Raw genomic sequence first — 3,858 nt, 5'->3', positions numbered from 1 at the left:
GCATTAAGGTGTGAGCAGCGCTTGGCTATACTTGAGCGAAGCGAAAACGCCAAGCGTTGCGAATCACTCTTTAATGCTTTGTTATGTGCGTGCTCGACTCAAACGTTCTAATACATGTTGTGGGTAATTCCCAGTGAAATACTCAACAATCAACGGATTTCCTGTTAAGAAATGCCCCGTTAACTCCAACCAAATTTCTTTGCTGATTTTCCCGTCAAGCTTGAATACTTTTTGAGACTTTGCTTTAACCAGATTTGTATTTTTGTTGGCAAAATTAAAGTCTAAATCCCTTCTTGAAAAATACTCGTCGTGCGTATAAAAATGAACCGCGCCATCAAAATGGCGAAATGAGTTTGATTCAAGATCAAATTCTGCATGGATATACTTTGCTGGGTAATAAGTATTATCTTGAAATTCAACCAGCACATTTTCATTACTAAACTCCAGCGCCTGGAACGTTTTAATTTTCCCTTTTGTGTCCCACTTTATATCAAGACTGTATTTGTCATTAAAGATAAAATTTATAATCCTTTGTTCAATATCCATCGGAGGTCTTAGTTTTGATATACCATCCTTGATACTTGAAATATCATCGTCAAAAGGAGCACCAAACCAAGTATCAAGCTCAGCATACCCATAATCACTTACATCAAGTTTTGCACGGTCATAATCCAATGCTACTGAGGCTTCAATCCCCTCTAAGTCTAGCCCCCAAATTTTTGTTACAAATAGTGGAGCCCAATTATTAACTGGATGCATACCTCTCCTGAGTAAAGGCGTCAGCATGAGCATATAGCTATTTGTATATAAATAACCTTCTCTCGCTTTTTTTTCGTAGCTCTGAAATAGTTGCGTTAACTTTACTAAATCATCTTTGTCACGATTAAGCTCAGGAGCCAATATAGACACCAAGTTTTTAAAACAAACTGTCAAGCCAACAGGATCTGAGTATTCAAAATTCTCCTCAGACAGAAAATACCCGCATTTCTCTAAAGTATCCGATATTGACTTAACATTAGCAGAGTGTTTATCAAGGAGGAACATCTTCATTTCCTCTCTTTGACGATTGTACTGCTCCATCATTTCATCTTCTGTCACAACATTTTCCTTCAAAGCACATAACGCCCTGTTAAGGTGTGAGCAACGCAATACCGAAGCTCCCGTATACCACCTTAAACACAAAAACCAACGCATAGTGAAAATGCCACGCGTTGCGAATCACTCTTAAACAGTTTGTTATGTGTTTCGAGCCTACTCAGTGGGTACTTGTATTTTAAGAATACAATCGATCACACTGTATTTATTAACGTTTTCGGCTTCGGATTTGACTAAAACCTTTGTGTGTGCCGGATCCAATACTATAACCCCTGTCACGGACTCATTTACTTGACATGGAGATATAGAATCGAAGTCAAACTTTCCAGCAACAAGCTCTAGAGTTGTTCCCATTCGACTACCAAAAGCCATAGATAATATTAAGACAACATAACAAGCGGACAACTTGTTTATGGAGTAAAACGTGTCTACGCCAGTTGAGCCTTTCTGACTTACTGTAATGTATATAATTGCTAAAAAGGTACCCAAAGCGAGCCAAGGTGATAGAAGTAAGAGCATTGAAACTGGTTTTGTGAAACTAAAATATCCTTCATTTACACCAAATACCTGATTTATCATAATCCCAGAATAACCATCTAATACATAGAGAAATACAGCTCCAAATACAAACGATAGGAATGTAACTTCAAACTTTGACTCATTAAGCCTATCTTTAAACCAGTGAAACATGGGAACACTGGTACAGTAAGCACAAAGCGCACCCGACAAAGCAAAAGACAGAACAAATATCTGCTCTTGATAAAAAGTAATAGCTGATAATGAAAGTGCAGATAAAAACACACCAAGAATACCAGCTAAATCATGCAGCTTGAAATCAGAGTATTTTCTATAATTATGAAACGAAATTATCCATGCAATTCCAAGTAATCCTACAAGAATAGCGAACTCGTACTTTTGAATAGTTTCTAACAACTCAATATTGTTTTTAATAAATGAAACTTGAACGTAGTCATTTATTAGCATCGCTGTCGATGGGATCAAAAATGATAACGCTACCAATGCAGCTAAAATAGTCTTAAATTTCATACAAATATATTTAAAGTTAAAGTCGGCGATAATACTACGAAAGGAAGCCAGTTACCAACATAACGCCGTGTTAAGTGGTGAGCAACGCCGTACTTCACTTAATAAAACCACCTTAATCACTGCACTAAAATTTGCAACCAAAACTGCCGAGCGTTGTGAATCCATCTTGAACACATTGTTAATAAAGTACTTTCTACGCGCTCTAGGCTCAAAAAACGCACCAGACTCAACACTAATAACCAATTAGATTTTTACAGGCTACTGCCCCACGATAGCTTCCACAAACCAGGTTTCAGCTAGTGACTAACTTGACTGATTGAAATGGGCCACCCACTAAAGTTCGGGTTAGATAATTGCCACAACGATGAACGAATGAAAGCGAAAATGATGGTTGGCATATTAGCGCTTTCGATGATTTCAAATGGCATTCTCAGCAAAGAACTTACAAAACTGGTAGCGAATGATTTAACTATTCTGAGCCGACAAACCGATAACTAACACAGAACCACTAGACATAAAAACTACTCGTTAACAGTAGCTTATTAACGCCGCGTTAAGTGGTGAACAACGCTAACCACCAAACTTAAACTATTGTACCTTAAACACTAAATTCAACTTGAACTGAAATTGCCAAGCGTTGTGAATCCACCTTAAACGCCTTGTTAGGCGAAGTTTCCCACCAGTGTTTAAGTTGTTTTGAAAGCAGATTACCTGAAACAAAATAAGCAACCAAACACCCACTGACTTTTTGTGATTCAAGAACCACAAATATCACTATGTTTCAGCCAAGATTCCAACAACCACGAAATGTAGACCTTTAGCAACAAAGTAGGTTTTGAGCCCGAAAAACCTAAAGTTACAAACTTAAAGCGAGAACGAAAGCCTCGATTAACCTGCCCTTTTCACACTTTGAACCAGTGAGATTCACAACCAACCGACTGTGAAAACCAATGAGGCAACCCGCAAACCTTGGCATGTTTTACGGCTGGAGAAGTTCAAGAATTTGAGCCGAGAATGTTGAATTGCCGATATAGAAATGCGAATGGTCAAAGATAACTAAGAAGATGAGAACAAAGAGCTTTCCTGCCCGTCGCCTAACGCCGCGTTAAGTGGTGAGCAACGCAGACCAATGCACCTAAAGTATTGTGCCGTAAACACTAAAACTGAAGCAAACTAAAAATGCCGAGCGTTGGGAATCCGTCTTAAACGCTTTGTTATGTCACTGAGCTACAGGGACTTGGTTCGAACTCACTTTAGGAACAATAGTAAATTTCAGGTGTTCAGCGTAACTAGAGATTATGAAGTAACATGCACCAGTTAAGGTAAAGAAGAGCAAGAATTTACATGCGTAAATTGGGATTTTTTTTATGTTAGTGAACAATGATCCAAACATCATGACACAGTGGTATAGGGCGATAAAGAAAAGCAACATATTAAAAGCAACCAAGCAAATCCCCAAAAATTGCATTAGCATAAGTCAAACTCCTGTTCTTTGATTTCTCAACAAGCTGCGACTATATGAGGTCTAAACCACTACACAACTTAGTTTGTAAATGTCTACAATGATCGAGTTTATATCACTAGTTCTGCACAATTTACAAAAAGACTAATTGCATTAGTAGAACTCGGTGACATAACGCCGCGTTAAGGGGTGAACAACGCCACCACCTAACCTAAAACATTGTGCCGTAAACACTAAAGCTAAACTTTGAACCC

General features: G+C 38.2%; 2 protein-coding genes. Both read right to left on the bottom strand.

Annotation, left to right across the window (positions count from 1 at the left end):
* Positions 1–81 precede the first annotated feature (81 nt).
* Positions 82–1,098, bottom strand: a complete 1,017-nt coding sequence (locus VPR01S_RS21850) for a hypothetical protein (RefSeq protein ID WP_021707530.1) — start codon at positions 1,096–1,098, stop codon at positions 82–84.
* Between the two features lie 153 nt (positions 1,099–1,251).
* Positions 1,252–2,142 (bottom strand): hypothetical protein, encoded by an 891-nt coding sequence (locus VPR01S_RS21845; protein ID WP_021707529.1) that lies wholly within the window; start codon positions 2,140–2,142, stop codon positions 1,252–1,254.
* Between the last annotated feature and the right edge of the window lie 1,716 nt (positions 2,143–3,858).

This window comes from Vibrio proteolyticus NBRC 13287 (assembly GCF_000467125.1).
Lineage (GTDB): Bacteria > Pseudomonadota > Gammaproteobacteria > Enterobacterales > Vibrionaceae > Vibrio > Vibrio proteolyticus.
Note: the sequence above shows the minus strand (reverse complement) of the source record. Positions and strands in the feature narration are given on the sequence as shown.

What these genes read in the sequence shown, in the direction of transcription:
- VPR01S_RS21845 (WP_021707529.1), bottom strand. Translation starts at nt 2,142, where the DNA reads ATGAAATTTAAGACTATTTTAGCTGCATTGGTAGCGTTATCATTTTTG.